The sequence below is a fragment of the Flavonifractor sp. An4 genome (genome assembly GCF_002161755.1).
GTDB classification, from domain to species: Bacteria; Bacillota; Clostridia; order Oscillospirales; family Oscillospiraceae; genus Flavonifractor; species Flavonifractor avicola.
On sequence record NZ_NFIL01000024.1, the window covers coordinates 12,473 to 34,030 of the forward strand.

19 protein-coding genes are annotated in these 21,558 nt (G+C 58.8%); 11 read left to right on the top strand and 8 right to left on the bottom strand.

Annotated elements, in window-relative coordinates; all coding sequences use genetic code 11:
• Positions 1-10: 10 nt before the first annotated feature.
• Positions 11-2,599 carry a hypothetical protein gene (locus B5F94_RS11000; protein ID WP_087330138.1) on the bottom strand — a complete coding sequence of 863 codons (2,589 nt, stop codon included), beginning with the start codon at positions 2,597-2,599 and terminating at the stop codon, positions 11-13.
• Between the two features lie 341 nt (positions 2,600-2,940).
• On the opposite strand from B5F94_RS11000, the gene B5F94_RS11005 reads away from it, so the two are divergent.
• The 4 genes from B5F94_RS11005 (at position 2,941) to B5F94_RS11020 (ending at position 5,850) form a co-directional block, all read left to right on the top strand.
• The gene (locus B5F94_RS11005; protein WP_087330140.1) at positions 2,941-4,299 is read left to right on the top strand and encodes an NCS2 family permease; all 1,359 of its coding nucleotides are present in this window, start codon (positions 2,941-2,943) and stop codon (positions 4,297-4,299) included.
• Between the two features lie 96 nt (positions 4,300-4,395).
• Positions 4,396-5,025, top strand: coding sequence for a TetR/AcrR family transcriptional regulator (locus tag B5F94_RS11010; protein WP_087330142.1), 630 nt, complete (start codon positions 4,396-4,398; stop codon positions 5,023-5,025).
• 148 nt (positions 5,026-5,173) lie between these two features.
• Positions 5,174-5,659: a hypothetical protein gene (locus B5F94_RS11015; protein WP_087188727.1), complete on the top strand. Its 486-nt coding sequence runs from the start codon at positions 5,174-5,176 to the stop codon at positions 5,657-5,659.
• A gap of 8 nt (positions 5,660-5,667) precedes the next feature.
• Positions 5,668-5,850: a hypothetical protein gene (locus tag B5F94_RS11020; RefSeq protein WP_087330144.1), complete on the top strand. Its 183-nt coding sequence runs from the start codon at positions 5,668-5,670 to the stop codon at positions 5,848-5,850.
• A 217-nt stretch (positions 5,851-6,067) separates the two neighbouring features.
• Here the strand turns inward: B5F94_RS11020 and B5F94_RS11025 are convergent, their stop codons facing one another.
• The 7 genes from B5F94_RS11025 to B5F94_RS11055 form a co-directional block, all read right to left on the bottom strand.
• The gene (locus B5F94_RS11025; protein ID WP_087330146.1) at positions 6,068-6,901 is read right to left on the bottom strand and encodes a hypothetical protein; all 834 of its coding nucleotides are present in this window, start codon (positions 6,899-6,901) and stop codon (positions 6,068-6,070) included.
• Positions 6,902-7,017: 116 nt separating this feature from the next.
• A complete protein-coding gene (locus B5F94_RS11030) occupies positions 7,018-7,668 on the bottom strand; it encodes a TIGR01906 family membrane protein (protein WP_087188724.1) in 651 nt (216 codons plus the stop codon).
• A 4-nt stretch (positions 7,669-7,672) separates the two neighbouring features.
• Positions 7,673-8,323, bottom strand: coding sequence for a lysoplasmalogenase family protein (locus tag B5F94_RS11035; RefSeq protein ID WP_087330148.1), 651 nt, complete (start codon positions 8,321-8,323; stop codon positions 7,673-7,675).
• Positions 8,320-9,000, bottom strand: a complete 681-nt coding sequence (locus tag B5F94_RS11040; RefSeq protein WP_242965661.1) for a TVP38/TMEM64 family protein — start codon at positions 8,998-9,000, stop codon at positions 8,320-8,322. The genes B5F94_RS11035 and B5F94_RS11040 overlap by 4 nt, the downstream gene beginning before the upstream one ends.
• Before the next feature lie 366 nt (positions 9,001-9,366).
• Positions 9,367-10,215, bottom strand: a complete 849-nt coding sequence (locus B5F94_RS11045) for a metal ABC transporter permease (protein WP_087188721.1) — start codon at positions 10,213-10,215, stop codon at positions 9,367-9,369.
• A complete protein-coding gene (locus B5F94_RS11050; protein ID WP_087330152.1) occupies positions 10,215-10,985 on the bottom strand; it encodes a metal ABC transporter ATP-binding protein in 771 nt (256 codons plus the stop codon). The genes B5F94_RS11045 and B5F94_RS11050 overlap by 1 nt, the downstream gene beginning before the upstream one ends.
• Positions 10,982-11,902 carry a metal ABC transporter substrate-binding protein gene (locus B5F94_RS11055; protein ID WP_087330154.1) on the bottom strand — a complete coding sequence of 307 codons (921 nt, stop codon included), beginning with the start codon at positions 11,900-11,902 and terminating at the stop codon, positions 10,982-10,984. The genes B5F94_RS11050 and B5F94_RS11055 overlap by 4 nt, the downstream gene beginning before the upstream one ends.
• 224 nt (positions 11,903-12,126) lie before the next feature.
• On the opposite strand from B5F94_RS11055, the gene glgB reads away from it, so the two are divergent.
• From glgB to B5F94_RS11090, 7 genes are all read left to right on the top strand, one after another.
• On the top strand, positions 12,127-13,902 hold the full coding sequence (gene glgB / locus B5F94_RS11060; protein ID WP_087330156.1) for a 1,4-alpha-glucan branching protein GlgB: 1,776 nt from the start codon (positions 12,127-12,129) through the stop codon (positions 13,900-13,902).
• A 141-nt stretch (positions 13,903-14,043) separates the two neighbouring features.
• Positions 14,044-15,264, top strand: a complete 1,221-nt coding sequence (locus B5F94_RS11065) for an argininosuccinate synthase (protein ID WP_087188717.1) — start codon at positions 14,044-14,046, stop codon at positions 15,262-15,264.
• A 328-nt stretch (positions 15,265-15,592) separates the two neighbouring features.
• The gene (gene argH / locus B5F94_RS11070) at positions 15,593-16,978 is read left to right on the top strand and encodes an argininosuccinate lyase (RefSeq protein WP_087330158.1); all 1,386 of its coding nucleotides are present in this window, start codon (positions 15,593-15,595) and stop codon (positions 16,976-16,978) included.
• 212 nt (positions 16,979-17,190) lie between these two features.
• Positions 17,191-18,132 carry an N-acetyl-gamma-glutamyl-phosphate reductase gene (gene argC / locus B5F94_RS11075; RefSeq protein ID WP_087330160.1) on the top strand — a complete coding sequence of 314 codons (942 nt, stop codon included), beginning with the start codon at positions 17,191-17,193 and terminating at the stop codon, positions 18,130-18,132.
• A gap of 88 nt (positions 18,133-18,220) precedes the next feature.
• Positions 18,221-19,483: a bifunctional glutamate N-acetyltransferase/amino-acid acetyltransferase ArgJ gene (argJ, locus tag B5F94_RS11080; RefSeq protein WP_087271105.1), complete on the top strand. Its 1,263-nt coding sequence runs from the start codon at positions 18,221-18,223 to the stop codon at positions 19,481-19,483.
• 26 nt (positions 19,484-19,509) lie between these two features.
• Complete coding sequence (gene argB / locus B5F94_RS11085) at positions 19,510-20,364, top strand: acetylglutamate kinase (RefSeq protein ID WP_164496949.1); 855 nt, start codon at positions 19,510-19,512, stop codon at positions 20,362-20,364.
• A gap of 9 nt (positions 20,365-20,373) precedes the next feature.
• Positions 20,374-21,552, top strand: coding sequence for an aspartate aminotransferase family protein (locus tag B5F94_RS11090; protein ID WP_087271111.1), 1,179 nt, complete (start codon positions 20,374-20,376; stop codon positions 21,550-21,552).
• Positions 21,553-21,558 lie beyond the last annotated feature (6 nt).

The following is a 21,558-nucleotide window of genomic DNA, read 5'->3' on the forward strand; positions in this document are numbered from 1 at the left end:
GGACCGGTGCTCATTTGAACTGGAGCTGGACCGACAGGGTAAAGGATTCGCCGGTGATGGTCTCACCGATGAAGGTGCAGGTGGGTTTGCCGCCGATCTCGAAGTTTGTGGCAGCCGACGGGCTGGGGATCTGCTTGCCGTCCAGCACCCAGATGATCTCGTTGCCCTCCTCGGATTTGACCAGGGTATGAGTACCGATGGAAAGGGAGGTAAGGGCGGCGGTATTGGAAGGGGAGATGGTCGTGACCAGGGCCCGGCGGCGATTGGATTTGACCCGCCGGGGGGTGACGGCCTGCAGCTGAAGGGCAAAGCCGCCCTTTACCAGCGGTGAGCCGGAGTAGGCGGGGGTGGATACCTGAATGGAGCCCCGCTTTTTTCCGCCGCCGGAGTAGTTGCATTTGGCTGCGCCCTGGACCATCTCGCCGTCTACGGTGAATACGGTTTGGGCACTGTTGACGGTGATTTTCTTGGGCAGGATCTTGCGGCTGAGGTAGAAGAGGATCAGGGCGATGATCAGCAGAATGATCAGGGCGATGATCAGGTAGCGCAGCCACAGGGGATACGTGCTCAGCTCCACCTGCTTGGTGCCCTCTGCCGAGATCTCCCTGCCGATCTGGTCGTTGGTAACGGCGCGGACCCGGAGACCGTACTTGCCGGAGACGGCGTGTTCATCTCCTGCAATATGCAGGGCATAGGCCGACTCTCCCGGCAGGGGTTCCTGGGTTACGGTCAGCCCGTCTGCCTCCACGATGAGGGTGGTGGCAGCCAGCTGCTCGTCTGTCATGGGCTGCCCGCTGAGGGACAGTTTCACCAGAATGGGGGCGCTGTTCTCCAGGTCGGCGATGACAAAATAGCCGGGGCCCTCAAATTCCATGGCCAGCTGATAGCTGTCATCTTCCACGGCAAAGTCCCAGGCGGCTTCATTGCTCTGGGCTGTGACACCAAATTCATCGGTATAGCTGGCGGACAATATCATGTGATAGTCGCCGCAGTCAGTAGCCTCCGCCGAACCGGCATAGCGCAGATAGAGAGCGCAGTTGTCGCCCTCCCGAATCAGCTCATAGCCGGCGTTGCCGCCATCCAGCGCGGCGTTGAATTTCACCTGCTCCAGAGCCTCGCCGGTGAGCTGGGAGCCCTCATAGTAGACCTGCACCTGGCAGGGAGAATCCTCCAGAGTGGAGAGCGCGTAGCTGTCCTGTCTGCCGGACACCTTGAGTTCCAGAGAACCGGCGGGGCGGGGCGTGACCTGGAAACCGCCGGAGGGCCAACCCAATTGGCTGCTGTCTTTGGTAATGGAGTAGCCGCTGAGGTACGAGACGTGGATCTTTCCGTCCAGTACATCCCCCTCTTTCAGCTCCAGAGCCACCTGGCCGCTCTTGTCACTGGTAACGGTCTGCTCCTTGCCGTTGATGGTGTAGGTTACCTCGTAGTTGGTAGTACCCAGCAGGGTGGAGGTGGTCATGTTGCCGGTCTTGTCCACCAGACCGTAGTTGATGTAATAAGTGCCGGGGTAGAGCTCGGAGGAAGAGGTGATGACTGCGCCGCTCTCATCGGTGAGCTGGGCCACCAGATCCACATCGGGCTCGTAGTATACGCTGACGTTGCTTACGTCGCCGGAGTAACTCAAAGAATAGGTTCCGGCCTCCAGAGGCGTGTCATAGATGGCGATATAACCGCTCAGGCTTTTGTCGATGCCGAAGGAGCCGGAGCCGATACCGCTGCCGGCGCCCTTCTCGCTGTAGCGGGGGCTGTATTCCAGGCTGGGGCTGCCTACCGATGCCCCGGAGGCATCCTTTAAAGTCACGCCGCTGATGTTGCTCCCCTGAACGAACAGAATGAGCTTGTTCATGGATACATCAAAGCTGATCTGATTGCCGGAGGCGGTCAGCTTGTCCCGGCCAAAGATCATGTTGCACATATTGGTCAGTTTGCTCAGTACGTCGGCGCTGTTGGCCGCCTTGTCCGCGTAATACTGATACTGACCGTTGCTGGTCACTGTGGGCATGACTGCGACGGAGTCAATTCCCAAATAGAGCACATTGGCCGATTTATTGTACTCGGTGAGCACTTCGGACAGTCGGGCGGAGGTGGCAGACCCCAGACCGGCGCCATTTTCATAGAACTCCGCGCCGTCGGTGAGCACAATGAGCCACTTTTCATCGGCGGTGCTGCGCTGTAGTGCCTGATGGGCATCTCCGATGGTCTCGATAGGGGTATCTCCCGCGTGGGGGGTGTACATATCCCGGATGGCGGAGATATCGCTGCCGCCGGATACCGTCACCGGGGACTGGCTGGTGTAGCTCTTCCCGTTGGCGGTGACCTCATACATGGGGAACACCTGGAGCGTATCCCCCTGATTCATCATGGAGGCAAAGACTTCGATGGCGTAGGTGGCCCGGCACCAGGCCTTGTTTCCGCTCATGTACATGGAGCCGGAGTTGTCAAATACAATGGCGATGGCGCGGGAGACGGAGTTTTTGGCCGAGCCGGACGCTCCTGCCGTTCCTACTGCGGCAGAAAGCAGCAGAATCATTGCCAGCAGCCCGGATAAGATTCGTTGGACCCAGGCTTTGGGATAAAAGCGCGCAGTTTTCCCCATGGACGTGTCCTCCTCTTATGTTCAGCCCTATATCACACACATAGCAAAGTGTTTTGCATTTCTCTCCAAAATTCCGCATGAAAACCCAAAATTCGACAATAATTATATCTCTTGGAATCATGATGTGTCAAGGAACTAGGTAAATCGCGCATACAAAATTTAAGCAAAATGGCGGGCAGCATCGGCGACAGTGGTTGGCTAGCTTCTGGTCGGAGTATGGGCGGAGCATTCAGGGTTGTAGCAGAGGAATGGCTGGTGTATGATAAGAAGGTGTGTGGAAAAGGCAGGCGGAGAGGGCCTGCCTTTCCTGCGGAGTATTGTGTGATGAAGGGGAGGAACGAATGGACAGAAGGTTTCAGATCACGGCCCGGGGCAGTACGGTGCGGCGCGAGATCGTCGGAGGTATTACCACCTTTTTTGCCATGGCCTACATCATTTTTGTTAATCCCAATACGCTGTGTGCCAACGTGGGCACTCAGGCCCAGCCCTTTTTCCCGGCTATGCCGGAGTCCCTCTGGGGACCGGTGCTGGTGGCCACCTGTGTATCGGCGGCCATCGGCTGCTTTCTGACCGGACTGCTGGCCAATCTGCCCTTTGCGCAGGCGCCGGGGATGGGCCTGAACGCCTTTTTTACCTATACGGTATGTCTGGGAATGGGCTATACCTGGCAGGAGGGACTGGCCATTGTACTGCTCAGCGGCTTGCTCTTTCTGGCCTTTACCCTTTCGCCGCTGCGGGGAAAGCTGATTCGTGCCATCCCTGACTTTATGAAGCACGCCATTTCGGCTGGAATCGGATTGTTTATCGCGCTGATCGGACTGCTCAATGTAAAGGTGATCACCCTCAGTGGCACGGTGCCCGCACTGCAGCTGTCCACCCTGGTAGACGGACAGCGGGTGTGGAATGTACAGGGGCTGCTGGCGCTGGCAGGGCTGCTGCTTACCGCTGTGCTGATGGCCTTCCGGGTCAAGGGCGCGGTGGTGCTGGGGATTGTAATCACCACTCTGGTCGGCCTGCCGTTGGGCGTGACCCAGATTCCCGAGACAGTGACCATGGAACACATTACTTTGGCGCCGGTCCTGTTCCAGATGGATCTGGGGGGTGTGCTGGAGAAAGGGCTGCTGCCGCTGCTGACGGCGGTCATCAGCTTCGCGATTGTGGACTGCTTTGATACCCTGGGGGCGCTGGTGGGCCTGTCTGCCAATGTAGGGCTGAAGGAAGGGACGGAAAAGCGGAGCGAGCGGGCTCTGGTTGCCGACGCTCTGGCTACCTGCTGCGGGGCCTGTGTGGGTACCTCCACAGTCACCACCTTTGCCGAGTCGGCGGCAGGCATTGCGGAAGGCGCGCGCACCGGTCTGAGCTCCATGGTGGTAGGAGTCCTGTTCATGTGCTCGGTGTTTCTGGCGCCGGTGGCTGGGATCATCCCTGCGGCAGCCACGGCCCCTGCCCTGATCATCGTAGGCGTGCTTACCATGCGCAGCGCTGCATCTATTCCATGGGACGATCTGGAATGCGCTGTTCCGGCCTTTCTCACCATTGCGGTCATGCCCTTTGCCTATTCCATTTCTGACGGGATTGCCTTTGGCCTGATCAGCTATTGCCTCATCAAGCTGCTGCGTGGAAAGGGAAGAGAGGTTTCCGCCTTTACCTACGGTATCGCAGTGATCTTTGCGCTGAAATATGTGCTGGCAAATTTGTAAGCCGGGGCGGTGGATTCGTTTTTTCTTGTACATCCAGTTGGGATATGATAAAATAAAGATAAAGATAAAAAGTTGTTTTTATCTGGGAGGTGCGGAATGCCGAAAGTCGCCTACTCTGAGGAGGAACGAAAGCAGATTCGTCAGGCACTGGTCACCACGGGGCTGGAGCTGATGACGAGGCAGGGAATCCAGCACACCACAGTGGAGCAGATCTATACGGCGGTGGGGATCTCCAGGACCTTTTTCTATTCCTTTTTCCCCACCAAGGAGGATCTGATTGTGGAGATGCTCTATCTCCAGCAGCCAAAGCTCATTGCCTATGCCCAAAGTCTGATGGACGATCCTGGGCTGAGCTGGCGGGAGGGTGTCCGGCAGTTCTTATACACCTGCTGCTATGGTGAAAAAAACGGCATCGCGGTGTTGTCTGTGGAGGAGCAGCGGCTGATTTTCCGGAGACTGTCGGAAGAAAGCTATCGGACCTTTCGGGACAAGCAGAGGGCGCTGTTCGGCAGCCTGTTGGAGTGTTTCGGGGTCAAAGCAGACCCGGCCAGAATAGGGCTTTTTACCAACCTAAGCCTGTCTGCCATGATCATTTGCCGGGCCATACCGGAAACGCTGCCCCTCTTTGCCCCGGAAGCGGCCCAGCAGACCATTGCGTTTCAGATCAATGCCATTGTGGACTGCCTGGAGCAATTCAAACACAAAGCGCCGGCAGACGGTGTGTAACACCTGTCCGTCTGAGCGGAACCATTTGGCCCTCTGTTCAGGCGGACTGTTTTATAAACTCAATAAATACAAAAATATAAAAATATCTTTATTTTGTCAGGCTGACGGCGGAGCCGTCTCAAAATAAAATGTGCAGGAGGAAACAGCTATGGGATTGTTCAGCAAATTGTTCAAGGGACCTGAGGTAGATATGGAGAAGAGCAACGCCAACGCAAAAAAGATGCGGGTGTTGTTTAATCAGGTGGTGGAAAACGGAGATGAATACAAATTGATTTTCGGCTATACCGAGGATGTGAGCCGGTTCAATTATGGCTTTGTCCACGGCAGCAAGACCAAAATCGGAAATCTGATCGTGGGCTGGAACGAGGCTAGTCAGACCATCGTAGTGGTGCCTACCGTACCTGATCTGTCCGGCTGCGGGGACCCCACCTATTACCGCCGCGCTGAGATCCTGAAGGCCTACCGGAACAAGTATCCCACCGACGCCTTTATCATCTATCCGGACAAGAGAAGCTACATCGGGATCAACGCCTACGACTGGCTGGAGGATGAAAGCCTGTACGTCTATGTGTCCCAGGAGGAGGAACTGAAGGCCTTTACCGACTTCTTCCTTAACCGCTTTGCCACCAAGTGAGGCGTCCCATGCCCCTGATGGAGATTGGCACCATTGTATTGGTGCTTTTGGTTATCGTTATTTTGGGAAATCTGTGGTTTCACTTTGTGGAAGCCATTCTGGAGCGGATCAGGCGGCTGTTTCACCGGAAAGAGGAGCCGCCGGCGTGGCATCCCCTTCCACCAGAGCAGGATAACCGGGAGGACAGCTGATATCCACAAAAGCCCAATCAATAAAACACCCCCTGACCTGCCCCAGTTCAACGGGCAGGTCAGGGGGTGTTTGTGCAGCGTCAGAATACCGGAATATGAGCCTCCATCATGATGGCTCTCCTCCCTCCAGTTCATCCAGACAATGGAGGAAAAACCATCCCGGACCCGGCTTGCTGGCCGGGTCCGGGATAGCTGGTACGGAGGGGTGGGGCAAAGGTCAGGAGCAGCAGCCCTTCAGCTGAGGATGGCAGTCGCCGCCGGGGGTGGGGCTGCTGGGGGGGAAGAACTCGTTGACGGGGAACTTCACATGGCGGAAGATCTCGCAGGGGTCCTCCTCGCCGCCGCCGCAGGCGCACTCCTTCTCGGGCATACAGTAGTCGTACACCGGCATAAGCAGCTGGGAATCCCGCTCCAGCCGGATGATGGAGAACTGGCCCAGGGTGACATAGATCCGCTTGCCCTGGCTGCCGCAGCACAGCTCGCTGTTGAAGCAGCCGCAGATGCAGGGGGGCACGTCGGACAGCTCGCAGTCGCAGGGATGGCACTCGCATACATCCACCAGCTTCATGTTGAGGACGATGGGGTCCACCACCTCCACCACGGCGGTGGGCAGGTTGCTCTGGCGGAGCATCTGCTCATCCAGACCTTCCAGCGAGGTCTGAGAGGAGAAGATCTTGGCGGTGCCTTCGCTGCCGAACAGGATCACCCGCTTGTCAAAGACGCACAGGCCGCTGACCTCCACAGGCCGGGCAGCGCCCACAAAGGCGTCGGCGGTGACCCGGTAGAAGTAGCGCACGTCAACGGTGTAGAAACCGCGGTTGAAGCCGACCGGCTCCACATCGATGTACACATAGAGCAGCTCGGCCTTGCCGGCCTTGATGCTGACGGCGCGCTCAATGGCCGCCTGGGAACTCTGGGTGGGATAGAAACGCAGATCTTCGATACAATCCTTATCCTTGCAGGAATCGTAGATCTTTTTCGTGTGTATGCATACGGCCTCCCGGATGCAGGCCGCATCCTGGACCGGACCGGGCATCATCTTGTCGGGCATTGCAATACCTCCTAGCAGATATTGGAGGGATAGTTCCCTTCCGCTCCATTCTATGTGTGTCCGGCCGGTTGGTGCGGAGCAAAAGGCCCGCCGTTTACACGCGGCGGGCCTGTACCTTATTTCTTTCTGCGCAGAAGGTCGGTGAGGATCAGGACGGTACAGCAGGTCAGGAGTACCACCCCAATAAGGATGGCGCAGTTGCAGAAAAACTCCTCCGGCATAACCAGGATGATCTGGTCGGTGGCGGAATCGAAGATCCAGTTGTCCTTGCCGGGGAAGAAAATGGCGTGGAAGATCACAAAGGCCCGGTTAAAATCCAGAGCGGCCAGTCCGGCCAGTATCAGCACAAGCCCACCGGCGGTTACGCCGGCCCAAAAGCCGGGGCCGTGCCCCAGCAGCGGTTTGTAGACCCATTGTTTTCCAAGCCGGAGAATCAAAAGGAGCAGGCAGGCGGCGGCGCTGATGCCCAGTACCCAGAAGTCCAGCAGGAACAGCTCCCGTACATCGGCAAAATGACTGTAGCCGGATTGGGACCAGGCCAGCTGACCGGTGCCGAAGGGCTTGCCAAAGACGCAGAAATCCAGTACCTCATCATAGGCCTCACGGATGGTTTCCTCCGACCAGCCGGTACGTTCAGGCAGATCCAGCATATCGATCTGGATGTAGTAGAACGGACGGAACAGAATGGGGACCGCGATGGAAAAACTGAGAATCAGCAGGGCCAGCAGCAGAGCGGCCAGAGCGGTAACTGCTTTGGGCAGCCGCATGGGATCACTTCCTTTTGACAGACAGAGAGATCAAAACCTGGGAGGGCAGATAGAACAGCCACATCCCCACCCGGGCCAATTCCACCAGAGGACCGCCTGCCGCCGGGAACCAGGCGGACAGGTTTTGCAGCCCCACGCAGAGATCGCAGCCCACAAAGAGAAACAGCCCCAGGGAAAAGCCCCGGAAGGGGATACCCAGACTGAGACTTTCCAGGGCATTGCAAACAAGCTGAGAGAAATAGAAGAGGGAGAGAGCAGTCAGACCGTCCAGTGCCCCCAGCCGCCAGGCTGTTATCAGGGCGGCAACAGCCAACAATCCCCGCAGGGTCAGCCGCAGAGGCAGCTTTTCCGGCCGCAGCTTGGCGATGCGGGTCAGATAGAGCAGCTGCACGACGCAGAAGCAGGCTACCCCTATCAGATACCAATGGTCCAGTACCAGCAGGAACAGGTCGGCCAGCAGGGTAAAGCCCAGGGCAATTTTCATCAGCAAACCGTCCCGTCCCTGTCCGGCCCAAAGGACAAAACAGAAACATAGCAGGATGGAGAGATATTTGATTGGAATATCCCATCCGCTGTCCGGCCGAAACAGGTCCAGCCAGAGAAAGATCAGGTAGAGACAGCCCTCCAACAGTGGAAACCATAAGATACGCTTCATTTCTTAAAGCGCTCCAGCAGCTTCTGCTCCCAGCGGTCGCCGTATTTCATACAGACCAGGAAAACGGCCAGCCCCGCCGCCCCCAGCAGGGCCATGGCCCAATAGGGGATGGCCAGCACTGAGCCGCCCACCAGACAGGACACTAGCAGGCCCCAGGGCCGGGCCACCAGTACCAGAACGCAGAAACGTTTCAGGGGGATATCGGTGAGACCGGCCAGGATGCACAGCAGATCGTCGGGGAAGAAGGGGAAGAGGAAGGCAAGAAAAAGAAACACATCCCGCTTGCGGCGGATGATGTCCAGATATTTTTCCGATACCTTCTGGCTGACCAAGCGGTCCACAAACCGCTGCCCCAGCACCCGAGCTAACCAGAATACCAAAGTAGAGCCTACAACAACAGCGGCCCAAGTGAGCAGGAAAGCGGGCCAGGGGCCAAAGAGCAGGGCGCCGGCCAGAGCGGTAATGTTGCTGGGAATGGGAGCCACCACCACGCCAAGCAGCTGGATCACAAAATAGAACAGATGAGAAAAGGGTGCAAAACGGGCGATATAGGCCCGCATGGCGTCCAGCGAGCCCAGCGAGGAGAAAAAACCGGTTTTCCAGAGTAGCAGTCCGCTGCCGCCCAGCAGGAGGATGGCCAGCAGCAGGGCCGGAAGCCATTTTCGGGAATTCTTCAAAGCGCGTCGCCTCGTCTTTCTGTGTTCTGTTCTATAGGCTACCATATGTTACGGCAGACTGTCATTAAAATTTCTTAAATTTTCCCGCAAAACGCAAAAATCCACACCCGAAGGTGTGGTTCTTGTCCGTTGGTGGAAAGGACTTATCGCTCGCTGGAGACAACTTGCTCATTGCTGCCAAAAATCAGCTCATCCACATCATTGTACATAATATTGCTTCACCTCCCTGTCTGTTGTTTGATCTGTGCTTAGTATACGCGCAAGTCTGGTAAAGAACAAGAGGAGGGAGGTAAAGCTTTAATCAAGTTTGGGGCTGGATTTGGTCAAAAGCTCCGGAGAGGGGGATCTCTCCGGAGCCGAAAACGGTTACATCCGCTTTTTCCGCAGCAGGAAGGTGATGGCAAACCACAGGGCCAGGTACAGGGTGATGGAGGCGCCGGCGGAGGAGCTGAGCTCATAGGAGGTCATGAGTCCAGCGATCCCGGCCACCACCGCGGCCAGAATGGAGATCAGATGGAACTGGCGCATATTGCGGGCCAGATTGCGGGCGGCGGCGGCAGGCAGGACCAGCAGAGAGTTGATGACCAGCAGGCCCACCCAGGTCATGGACACGGTGACCACCACGGCAATGGCCATGGAGAAGATGGCCTCCTGCCAGAACACCTTGACGCCCCGGCTGTCAGCCAGGGTGGGGTGGATGGAGGAGAGCATCAGTCCGTTGAAGGAGCACAGCCACAGCACTACCACGACCAGAAGGATGACCGCCAGCAGGGCAATCTTTCCCGGTTCCACACTGAGGATATCACCAATGAGCAGACTGTTGAACTTAGTAAAGCTACCGCTGTCAAAGGTGGCTATAAAGATGCCGAGAGCCACGGCGGTGGAGGAGAACACACCAATCACCGTATCGCTGGCCATGTTGGACTTACGCTGGACGTAGGTAAAGAGCAGGGCAAAGGCGGCGGCCAGCAGAATGGCGGCCCACATGGGGTCGGCCATACCGCACAGAGTGCCGATGGCGATGCCGGTAAAGGCGGAGTGGCCCAGAGCGTCGGAGAAGAAGCTCATTCGGTTGGTGACCACCATGGTGGACAGCAGGCCGAACAGGGGAGAGATCACCAGCACCGCCAGCAGGGCATTTTTCATGAAGTACATGGTGCCGGGGGCTGCCCACTCGAAGGGGAGCAGCTCCACCAGGGAATACCACAGTTCCATCAGGTGCGCCCCCCTTTCCCCAGTGCCAGATGAAAGACCTCCTGAAATTCGGGAGAAGAGAGAACCTCGTCGGGCGGCCCCACTTTGAGCACCTGGCTTTTCAGCAGAATCACCTTGTCGGCGTACTGGTCCAGGGTGGCAAAGTCGTGGGTGGACAGCAGAATGGACAGGTCAAACCGGGTGCGGATTTCGTCCAGCATATCCAGCAGCTGCTTCTCGCCGTCCACGTCCACGCCGGAGAGAGGCTCGTCCAGGATCAGGATATGGGGCAGGGGCTCCAGCGCCAGAGCCAGCAGCACCCGCTGAAGCTCGCCGCCGGACAGGGCTCCCATCCGCCGGTCCAGCAACCCTTCGCCGTGGACCCGTGCCAGACACTGGGATACCCGCTCCCGCAGCTTTTTGGGGGAGGGCAGGAACACCGGCCACTTGGAGATGGCGGCGGAGAAGAAATCAAATACGCTTACCGGGTCCCCACGGTCGAAGCTGGGGGACTGGGGCACATAGCCGATAAGGGGCCGGGTCTTATCGCCGCCGGCTCGCTGAAACTCAATGACGCCGGAGTGAGGGATCTGCCCCAGAATGGTGCGGAACAGGGAACTCTTACCCGCTCCGTTAGGGCCGATGAGGGCCACGATCTCCCCGCAGTGGAGGTGGAAAGATACGTCGTGGAGGACCTCTTCATTGCCAAAGTTGACCCCCAGGTCGGCCACCTTCAGGCAGCAGGAACCGGCGCAGCCGGGGCCGGAAGTTCCGTGTTTGTGTACGCTCATCCAAACGCCTCCACAATGGTATCAATGTTCTTCTGCATGGCATCCAAATAGGGCTGGATACCCGTGCCTTTGCCGCTCATGATCATATCCAGCTGATAGACCTGGCAGCCCACCTCCCGGGCGATGGTGTCAGCGGAGGCAGTAGAACCATTGACCTCGGTAAAGATGGGCATGGTCCCCAGGTCGTATTTCTGGGCAAGCTTGATGGCGTCCACGATCTCAGCCAGCTCCTGGGCGGAGGCGGTAGAACCTTCTTCTTCTTCAATGGCCTTAAAGATGGTCAGGCCCATGGCGTTGGCAAAGTATTGGAAGCCGTCGTGGAAGGTGACAATGGAGCGGCCCTTGTAGGGCGCCAGCGCCTCCCGCCAGCTGAGGTCCGCCTCCGTCAGCGCGGTCTGTGCGGCGCTTTCATTCTGGGCGTAAAGGTCCCCGTTGGCGCTGTCCAATTCGGTCAGAGACTGGGAGATCTGACTCAACATGAGACTGGCATAGGTGGCGTCCATCCAGATATGGGGATCATATTCGGCGTCGTGGTCATGGCCCTCATGGCCTTGGGCAGGCAGCAGATCCATCCCCTCTGAGCAGTCGATGACCTGAGCGGAGGAGGTGGACAGGGCGTCGTCCATAAAATCTTCCAGTCCGGCGCCGTTCATGACGATGACGTCGGCCCCCTCAATGGCCTTCATGTCGGCCACGGTGAGGGTGTAGTCGTGGAGGCAGGAGGTCTGCTGGTTCACCAGCAGGCTCACCTCTACACCCTCCGCACCCTCCGTCACTGCGGTAGTGAAGAGGTAGACCGGGTAGGTGGTGGCCACGATATGGAGGATGTTTTCATCCTGGGGCTGGGAGGCGGCGGGCTGTCCGCAGGCGGAGAGCAGCAGGCCAAAAGCGCACAGGGGCGCAAGCAGTTTTTTCATGTGGTTCCCCTTACAGTTGAGTAGTTTTATCATAACATCTTATTATATCGCTTTTTTCTGCCGGTGTAAAATAAAATCTTTATGGACGATTTCAAAAAAGAAACATAACAGCGTTAAAATTACTCTGTTAAGTTAATGCCGGGTGTGATATGATGGAAGTAACAGGCACCGGCGGTTTTTGAGGAACTTGTCGGAGTACATCCAAAGGAAAAGGAGTCCACAGGATGGATTATTACGCGTTTTATACCGGACAGTGCTTTGACGCATACCGCTATCTGGGGGCCCATCGGTCGGGAGAGGAGTGGGTGTTCCGCACCTTTGCACCCTCCGCTGCGGGGGTGGTGCTCCTTCATGGAGGCCGGGAGCTGCCCATGGAGCGAATCCACGACGGCAATTTTTATGAGGTGCGGGCTGACGGCGTAAAGCCGGGGGACTGCTATCAGTACCGCATCTACCGCCGGGATGGGGGCTATACCGACCACTGCGACCCCTACGGTTACGGCATGGAGCTGCGGCCGGACCATTGCTCGGTGGTGCGGGATCTGGGGACGTATACCTTCCAGGATGAGAAGTGGATGGCGGGACGGACCGACCGTCGGGAGGACCCGCTGAATATCTACGAGCTTCACCTGGGCTCCTGGCGGCGGAAACCGGACGGGAGCTGGTACCGCTATGACGAATTAGCCCAGCCTCTCATCGACTATGTGAGGGAGTGCGGCTATAACTATGTGGAGTTCCTTCCTATCAGCGAGCATCCCTGCGATGAGAGCTGGGGCTACCAGATCACCGGCTTTTACGCTCCCACCAGCCGGTACGGCACCGCAAGGGAGCTGATGATGCTCATTGACCGGCTCCACCAGGCGGGGATCGGGGTCATTTTGGACTTTGTACCCGCCCATTTCGCGGTGGACGACTACGGCCTGGCCAAGTACGATGGTACCGCCCTCTATGAGTACCCCCACCGGGATGTGGAGGTCAGCGAGTGGGGGAGCCACAATTTCATGCACTCCCGGGGGGAGGTGCGCTCCTTCCTCCAGTCCTGCGCCCGGTACTGGCTGGAGGAGTTCCACTTTGACGGCCTGCGGATGGACGCCATCAGCCGGATTCTATACTGGCAGGGGGATGAGGCCCGTGGAGTAAACGGGGACGGCGTAGCCTTCCTGCGTACCATGAACCAGGGGCTGAAGCGCCTGTGTCCCGGCTGCATTCTGGCGGCGGAGGACTCCACCAACTTCCCCAAGGTCACCGCTCCGGCGGAGCAGGGGGGACTGGGCTTCGACTACAAGTGGGACATGGGGTGGATGCATGACACCTTGTCCTATTTCCAGACGCCGCCCGATCAACGGCCTGCCCGGTGCCACCAGCTTACTTTCTCCATGCACTATTTTTCACAGGAGCGCTACCTGCTCCCCCTGTCCCACGACGAGGTGGTCCACGGCAAGGCCACCATTTTGCAGAAGATGTATGGTGATTATGACGGCAAGTTCCCCCAGGCCAGGGCGCTATACCTTTATATGATGGTCCATCCGGGAAAGAAGCTTAACTTCATGGGCAACGAGATCGGCCATTTCCGGGAGTGGGACGAAAAGCGGGAGCAGGACTGGCTGCTGCGGAACTTTCCCATTCACGACGCCTTCTACCACTACATGGCCGAACTAAACCACATCTATCTGGACTACCCCGCCTTGTCCCGGTGGGACTATCGGCCTGAGGGTTTTGCCTGGCTGGACTGCGGCCGGGAGGACCCCTGTGTTTTTGCCATCCAGCGTCAGGGAGACGGGGAGCGGCTGGTTGCCCTCTTTAACTTGAGTGACCAGGCCCGGCAGTACCAACTGCCCGCTACGGCAGGAGTAAAGCTGCTTTTCCATACCGATTGGCAGCGCTTCGGCGGTTCTACGCCGGAGGAAGAACAGCATAAACCCACCGGCGGTGTGCTGACGGTATGCCTGCCGTCCTATTCCGGGCAGCTATATTGCATGGAATCATACAAATATTCATAAATAAATGAATATTATGCACAATACCCAAAATAATACCCAAGGAGCAAGGGAAAAATACGCATATTTATGCGATATAACACTTGCAATTTTATTTAGGCTGTGGTACACTGTGTCCAACAAAAACAAACGGAGGTTTTTACCATGGCTGACATTAAAAAAGTGGTACTCGCCTATTCCGGCGGTCTGGATACATCCATCATCATCCCCTGGCTGAAGGAGAACTACGGTAATCCCGAGATCATCGCCGTGGCCGGCGACGTGGGCCAGAACGACGAGCTGGAGGGCCTGGAGGAGAAGGCCATCAAGACCGGCGCTTCCAAGCTGTACGTGATGGACCTGGTGGACGAGATGGTGGACGACGTCATCATCCCCTCCATGCAGATGGGCGCCAAGTACGAGGACTATCTGCTGGGCACCGCCTTTGCCCGGCCCGTCATCGCCAAGGGCCTGGTGGACATTGCCAAGAAGGAAGGGGCCGACGCCATCGCCCACGGCTGCACCGGCAAGGGTAACGACCAGATCCGCTTCGAGCTGGCCATCAAGCGTTTCGCTCCTGAGATGAAGATCATCGCCCCCTGGCGTGAGTGGGACATCAAGAGCCGGAACGAGGAGATCGACTACGCCGAGGCCCACAACGTGCCTCTGAAGATCAGCCGGGAGACCAGCTACTCCAAGGATAAGAACCTGTGGCACCTGTCCCACGAGGGCCTGGATCTGGAGGACCCCGCCAGCGAGCCTCAGTACGACAAGCCCGGCTTCCTGGAGATGGGCGTGTCCCCCGTGAAGGCCCCCGACGCCCCCACCTATGTGACCATCGACTTTGAGAAGGGCTGGCCTGTGGCCGTGGACGGCGAGAAGATGAAGGCCTCCGACATCATCCGCAAGCTGAACAAGCTGGGCGGCGAGAACGGCATCGGCCTGCTGGACATCGTGGAGAACCGGATGACCGGCATGAAGGACCGCGGCGTGTACGAAACCCCCGGCGGCGCCATCCTGTACCGGGCCCACGAGGTGCTGGAGATGATCACCATCGACAAGGACACCGCCCACATGAAGAGCAAGCTGGCAGTGGACTTTGCCGACCTGGTATACAACGGCAAGTGGTTCACCCCCCTGCGGGAGGCCCTGTCCGCCTTCGCTACCGAGACCCAGAAGCACGTTACCGGCCAGGTGAAGCTGAAGCTGTACAAGGGCAACATCATCACCTCCGGCGTTACCTCTCCCGAGACCCTCTACTCTGAGGACATCGTTACCTTCCAGGAGAGCGACTACAACCAGAACGACGCCACCGGCTTCATCAACCTGTGGGGCCTGCCTGATACCGTCCTCGCCCTCCGCGACCAGGGCAAGCTGAACAAATAAGAGGCGTCGTTCTGGTCCCCGGCGAAGCCGGGGCGGCGCGGGTGCGCCGCACAAGCGTTTTCGCCCCGCGAAAACCTTGGCGCAAGGGCGAATTCAGTTCGCCCGCGCAAGTGAGATCAAAGGGGTCCCCGGCGGCCCTGCCGCTGGGGAGACGACGCCACCGGCTTCATCAACCTGTGGGGCCTGCCGGATACCGTGCTGGCTCTCCGGGACCAGGGCAAGCTGAATAAGTAATTTGACATTTTCTGCGGGCGGCCGCAGGCCGTTCCTACCATTACCGTAGGGGCGGCCTGTGGTCGCCCGCAATCCAGATAGGGAGCGATCAATTATGAAATTATGGGCCGGACGGTTCCAGAAAGAGACCGATACACTGGTCAACGACTTTAACTCTTCCATCACCTTTGACGCCCGGATGTACAAAGAGGATATCGCCGGCTCCATTGCCCATGCCACCATGCTGGGCAAGCAGGGCATCATTGAGGAGCATGAGGCGGAAAAGATCATCGAGGGTCTGAAGGTCATCCTGGCGGATATCGATGCCGGGCAGGTGGAGTTCTCTCTGGAGAACGAGGACATCCACATGAACATTGAGACCATGCTCACCCAGCGCATCGGGGATACCGGTAAGCGGCTGCACACCGGCCGGTCCCGTAACGACCAGGTGGCGGTGGATTTCCGGCTGTATGTCAAGCAGGAGATCCCCAAGATCATCGACATGGTGCTGGATCTGGAGAAGGTGCTCATCAAGAAGGCGGAGGCAAACCTGGAGACCGTCATGCCGGGCTACACCCATATGCAGCGGGCTCAACCCACCACCTTCGCCCACTACATGATGGCCTACGCCAATATGCTCCGCCGGGACGTAACCCGGTTGGAGGATTGCCTGGAGCGGATGGACGAGTGCCCCCTGGGTGCCGGCGCCCTGGCCACCTCCACCTATCCGGTGGACCGGTTCCAGACTGCCGCCGCCCTGGGCTTCCAGAAGCCCACCGACAACTCCATGGACTCGGTGTCCGACCGTGACTTTGCCATTGAGTTCCTGTCCGCCTGCTCCATTATGATGATGCACCTGTCCCGGTTCTCCGAGGAGATCATCCTGTGGTGTTCCTGGGAGTTCAAGTATGTGGAGCTGGACGACGCCTATTCCACCGGCTCCTCCATCATGCCCCAGAAGAAAAACCCCGACGTGGCCGAGCTGGTCCGGGGCAAGACCGGCCGAGTTTATGGCTCCCTCATCACCCTGCTCACTGTTATGAAGGGCCTGCCCCTGGCCTACAACAAGGATATGCAGGAGGATAAGGAGCCGGTGTTCGACGCCATCGACACCGTGGAGATGTGCCTGCCTGTCTTTACCGCCATGCTGGACACCCTCACCGTCCTGCCCAAGAATATGAGAAACGCGGCCTCCGGCGGCTTCATCAACGCCACCGACTGCGCCGACTACCTGACCAAGAAGGGGATGCCCTTCCGGGAGGCCTACATGATCGTGGGCCGGCTGGTCAACCTGTGCATCAAGGCAGGCGAGACTTTGGATACCCTGCCTTTGAAGGACTTCCGTTCCATCTCCAACCTGTTTGACGCCGATGTGTACCAGGCCCTGGAGCTCAAGACCTGCGTCAACGGACGTAAGGTCTACGGCGGCCCCGCCAAGGAGGCTGTGGAGCAGCAGATTGCCAACATCAAGGACTTTGTGAAGGAGCGAACCCATGGTTAATTGTGCCGCCGCAGACCGCCGCGCCAAGTGGCGCGTACAAGCGTTTTGCCAAGGGCAAAACCTTGGCGCAGGCGGAATTCACTTCCGCCGAGCATGGAACGAAAATAGGGGCCCCCACGGGGCCAGCCCCGTGGGGAACTACGGCGGCCCCGCCAAGGAGGCTGTGGAGCAGCAGATCGCCAACATCAAGGCCTTTATGGAGGAGAGAACCCATGAGTAAGCCCAAGGTATTTATCGACGGCCAGGAGGGTACCACCGGTCTCCAGATCCATCAGCGGCTGGCAGACCGGGATGACATCGAACTGCTGGTGATCGACAGTGACAAGCGAAAAGACTTGACAGAAAGAAAGCGCCTGATCAATGAGGCAGACCTGGTTTTCCTCTGCCTGCCTGACGCTGCGGCGGTGGAGTCGGTGGGTCTCATTGAGAACTCCCGCACCCGGGTTATCGATGCATCCACCGCTCACCGCACAGCTCCCGGCTGGGTATATGGTTTCCCGGAATTGTACAAAAATCCGAAGGAAATCATCGGAAATGCCCGATTCGTGGCCAATCCGGGTTGCCATGCCACCGGCTTCCTGGCTTCGGCAGCTCCACTGGTCTCCATGCGTATCCTGCCCAAGGACTACCCTATGACCTGCTTTTCCCTCACTGGATACTCCGGCGGCGGCAAGAAGATGATCGCCCAGTATGAGGAGGGGGAGAAAGGGGAAGAACTTTACAGTCCGAGGGTGTATGGAACCACCCTTCGGCACAAGCATCTGCCCGAAATGCAGAAGATTTCCGGCCTGGATACCCCGCCGGTGTTTACCCCTGTGGTAGACGATTACTACAAGGGCATGGCCACTACCATCTTCCTCCACAACCGCTACCTGGTGGGCCAGCCCACCGCAAAGGAACTGAGCCTGATTCTGATGGCCTACTATGCCGGCCAGCCCCTGGTGACGGTGGCCCCCTATTCTGAGGAGCCGGCCTATCTGGCGGCCAATACCCTGGCGGGCACCGACAAGCTGGAGCTCACCGTCAGCGGCCACGAGGGACAGTCCATCGTCACCGCCCGGTTCGACAACCTGGGCAAGGGCGCTTCGGGAGCGGCGGTGCAGAACATGAATCTGATGCTGGGCTTCGATATGACAGCCGGTCTGGCGCTGTGAGAAACGCAACGGCGGGGGCAAGCCCTCGCCCTCCTGTAGGGGCCGATGCCCACATCGGCCCGCGATTCCAATTTGAGGAGTGAACGATATGAAACAGATCCCCGGCGGCGTGACCGCCCCTAAGGGCTTTACCGCATCCGGCGTCCACTGCGGCGTGAAGAAGGGCAAGGGGGACGGCAATCAGCCCCCCATGAGCAAGATGCCCGAGGTGCTGGAGGGCAAGAAGGACCTGGCCCTCATCGTGTCTGAGCAGCCCTGTGTGGCGGCTGCCGTGTACACCATGAACCGGGTGAAGGCCGCTCCCCTCTATGTCACCATGGACCACCTGGAGAACGGCGAGGCCCAGGCTATCGTGGCTAACTCCGGCAACGCCAACGCCTGCGCCCCCAACAGCCACGAGCACGCCGAGACCATGTGCCAGCTGGCCGCCCAGGCCACCGGCCTGAAGGCCTCCGACTTTGTGGTGGCTTCCACCGGCGTCATCGGTCAGGAGCTGAACATCGATGCCATTGCCAAGGGAATGCCCGCTGCCGCCGCTGCCCTGTCCAAGGACGGCTCCGACGCCGCGGCCAACGCCATTATGACCACCGACACCGTGAAGAAGGAACTGTCTGTTACCTGCTCCGTGGGCGGAAAGACCGTGACCATCGGTGCCATTGCCAAGGGCTCCGGCATGATCCACCCCAACATGGGCACCATGCTGTGCTTTGTTACCACCGACTGCGCCATTACCCACGAGATGCTCACCGATGCTATCCATGAGATCGTTCCCCGCACCTTCAACCGGGTGACGGTGGATGGGGACACCTCCACCAACGATATGTGCGTGGTGCTGGCCAACGGCATGGCGGGCAACGAGCTGGTGGAGTGGAAGGACGACAACTATACCGTCTTCTACAAGACCCTCTACTATGTATTTGAACAGCTGGCCCGCAACATCGCCGCCGACGGCGAGGGCGCCAGCAAGCTGATTACCTGCACCGTGGCCAATGCCCGCAGCGAGGAGAGCGCCGAGCGTCTGGCCAAGGCCGTGGTGGGTTCCTCTCTGGTGAAGGCCGCCATGTTTGGCTCCGACGCCAACTGGGGCCGTGTGTTGTGCGCCATGGGCTACTCCAAGGCCCCCTTCCGCCCCGAGTTTGTAGATGTGAAGTTCTCCTCTGCCGTGGGGGAGATCCTGGTGTGTGAGAAGGGCGCCGGGGTGGACTTCGACGAGGAGAACGCCAAGAGCATCCTGTCCCAGGACGAGGTGGTCATCCATGTGGACCTCCACGAAGGCGAGCATGAGGCCACCTGCTGGGGCTGTGATCTGACCTACGACTACGTCAAGATCAACGGCGACTATCGCACCTGACCAAAGGCAATATGGAGGCGATTCCCATGTCATTCAGCGAGGTGGACCGGGCCAAGGTACTGGCCGAGGCCCTGCCCTACATTCAAAAATACTACGGCAAAACCGTAGTGGTGAAATACGGCGGCAACGCCATGATCTCCGACGAGCTGCGCCAGGCCGTCATCTCCGACATCATCTTGCTCCACCTGGTGGGCATTCGGGTGGTGGTGGTCCACGGCGGCGGTCCGGAGATCACCGAGATGCTGAACAAGATCGGCAAAGAGTCTAAGTTTGTGGACGGACTGCGCTACACTGATGAGGAGACCATGGAAGTGGTCCAGCAGGTGCTGTGCGGCAAGGTGAACAAGAACCTGGTGGCCACCCTGAACCGGATGGGCGGCAAGGCTGTGGGCCTGTGCGGCATGGACGCCGGGATGTTCCAGGCCAAAAAGCTGGACGAGAAATACGGCCTAGTGGGTGAGATTACTGCCGTGGAGCCCCAGATGGTGGAGGACGCCCTGAAGGACGGCTATATCCCGGTGGTGTCCACCGTGGCTCAGGGCATTGACGGCGAGAACTCCTATAACATCAACGCCGACACCGCCGCCGCTAAGCTGGCCACCGCCCTGAAGGCGGAGAAGCTGATCCTGCTCACCGATGTGCGGGGCCTGATGATGGACCCGAAGAACGACAATACACTGCTGCCGGTGGTGCGGCTGTCCCAGGTGCCGGGCCTGGTGCAGGACGGCGTCATCAAAGGCGGCATGATCCCCAAGGTGGAGTGCTGCGTGGAGGCGGTGCGCTCCGGCGTGGAGAACGCCATCATTCTGGATGGCCGCATCCCCCACTCCATCCTCATTGAGCTGCTGTCCGATGAGGGCATCGGCACCATGCTGATGTGAGGTGATAGTATGGACCATAAAGAATTGGTGGAACTGGACCACCAGTATATGATGCAGACCTACGGCCGGTTCGATGTAGACATCGACCACGGCCAGGGGGCTACACTGTACGACCTGGCGGGGAAGGAGTACATCGACTTCTCCTCCGGTATCGGCGTCAACTCCATTGGTTACGCCAATCCCAAGTGGGTGGAGGCCATCACCAACCAGGCCATGAAGCTGGGTCATATCTCCAATCTGTTTTACTCCCAGCCCTACGCCAAGCTGGCCCAGCAGCTGTGTGAGCGCTCCGGCATGGCGGCCGCCTTCTTCGGCAACTCGGGCGCCGAGGCCAACGAGGGCATGATCAAGCTGGCCCGGAAATATTCTTTTGACAAGTACGGCAAGGGACGGGGCACCATCATCACCCTGAAGAACTCCTTCCACGGCCGTACCATTACCACCCTGACCGCCACCGGCCAGGATGTATTCCACCAGTATTTCTTCCCCTTCAACGACGGCTTCCGGTATGCCCTGGCGGGTGATATGGATTCCCTCCAGGAGGTGGCAGGCCACGACGTGTGCGCCGTTATGCTGGAACTGGTGCAGGGCGAAGGCGGCGTGCTTCCCATGGACCCGGAGTATGTTCACGACCTGGCGGTGCTGTGTGCCGAGCGGGACTGGCTGCTGCTGGTGGATGAGGTGCAGACCGGCGTGGGCCGCACCGGCACCCTGTTTGCCTTCCAGCAGTACGGCATCATCCCTGATGCGGTGTCCTTCGCAAAGGGCATCGCCGGCGGCCTGCCCATGGGCGGTTTCCTGGCCAACGAGCGCTGCCGGGATGTGCTGGGCCCCGGTACCCACGCCTCCACCTTCGGCGGCAACCCCATCTGCGCCGCCGCAGCTCAGGTGGTGCTGGACACCCTGGACGAGGACGCTCTGGCCCAGGTGAAGGAGAAGGGCCACTACATCCGCACCCGTATCGAGCATATGGGCCTGTCCAGCCTGGGAGAGACCCGTGGCCTGGGCATGATGATTGGCGTGGAGGTGAAGGGGGAGGAGAACAACAAGGTGCTGGCCGCCCGGCTGATCCGCAACGGCCTGCTGGTGCTTACCGCCGGCTCCGCCCTGCGGCTGCTGCCCCCGCTGACCATCTCCATGGCGGAGATCGACAAGGGCCTTGCCATTATGAAGGAGACCCTGCTGTAAGCAAAC